The 1285-nt window shown below is 62.6% G+C and carries 1 protein-coding gene; it reads left to right on the top strand.

The window, feature by feature from the left end; all coding sequences use genetic code 11:
• Positions 1–225 precede the first annotated feature (225 nt).
• Positions 226–1285 (top strand): helix-turn-helix domain-containing protein (locus M2103_RS13185; RefSeq protein ID WP_277511149.1); only part of this gene is annotated, 1060 nt, incomplete at its 3' end.

Raw genomic sequence — 1285 nt, 5'->3', positions numbered from 1 at the left:
CAGAAAGACCCATAGACATGTTGACCCGGGGCAACGGCCCGGAAGCAAAGCAAAAGTCAACACCATGAAGCTCCAATCATTGCGAGTGCTTGGCAACCGAGGCATCGGATGGCTCCGGAGCCACCTGAAGCAGGCGAGCCGGCGGTCGCTTGGGGCCGCCGGCTCGCCTGCTTCAGGTTTTAAAAACAAGTGGGAGCCGGACGCCCCGCAATGCGAAGCTGAGGTATGCAAACTCATTCCGACTCCCACTACAAACTCTACACCGCCATGAGCCGTTCATGCAAAGACAAGTTTTCACTGCGCCACCAACTGGTGCGTTACGCCAAGGCCCACGGCATCCGCGCCGCCATGCGCCAGTTTGGCTGCGCGCGCAACACCGTGCGCCAGTGGCTGCGCCGCTGGCAGGCCGGCGACGACACCCTCGCCGACCGTTCCCGCCGTCCCCTCAACCAGCCCGCGCGCACCAAGCCCGCGGACGAAAAACGCGTGATCGAGGCGCGCAAAAAAGCCCCCTGTTTCGGAGCCCGCCGGCTTGTCGAAATGTTTGACCTGCCCGTGGGCAAGGGCGCCGCGCATCGCATACTTCGCGACGCCTCGCTGGTGCGAAAGCGTCCCCGCAAGCACAAGCGCAAGGCCGACCTGCGCGCCATCAAGGCGGCCCACGCCCCCCTCACACGCCTGCAAATGGACACCAAATACCTCACCGACATCCCCCATTACTGGCCCCAGATGCAAGCCCGGGGGCTTCCCCGCTTCCAATACACCATCCGCTGCGAATCAACCGGGGCGATGTTTCTGGCTTACTCAAGCGAGCTCTCAAAGACCTGCGCCACCCTCGCCATCGCCCGCGTGCTTGAACACCTCAAGGCCCATGCCATCGACCTCTCGCTTGTCGAGGTGCGCACCGATCTGGGCTCTGAGTTTGACGGCGACACCGTCCACTACCGGCCCAACGGCTTCCACGGCGCCATCCTGGGCATGGGCGCTCACCACCGCTTCAATCCCCCCGCCCGTCCCAACTGCAACGCCGATGTCGAAAGCGTTCACGCCACGATCGAAAACGAGTTCTTCGACATGGAAAACTTTGCCGGAGCCGGCCAGTTCATGGCTGCGGTAACAACCTACCAGCACTACTACAACTTCGCGCGCACCAACCGCTCCCGCGCCAACAAAACCCCGGCTCAATTGCTCCGCGAAAAGTCCCCTCAAATCGACCCTCGCGTCCTGCTTTTATCCCCACTCCTTCTCGATGCCCCGATGGGTCAACTTCTGTCTGGACCTCCCG

The sequence above is a fragment of the Ereboglobus sp. PH5-5 genome, assembly GCF_029504805.1.
Lineage (GTDB): Bacteria > Verrucomicrobiota > Verrucomicrobiia > Opitutales > Opitutaceae > Ereboglobus.
Note: the sequence above shows the minus strand (reverse complement) of the source record. Positions and strands in the feature narration are given on the sequence as shown.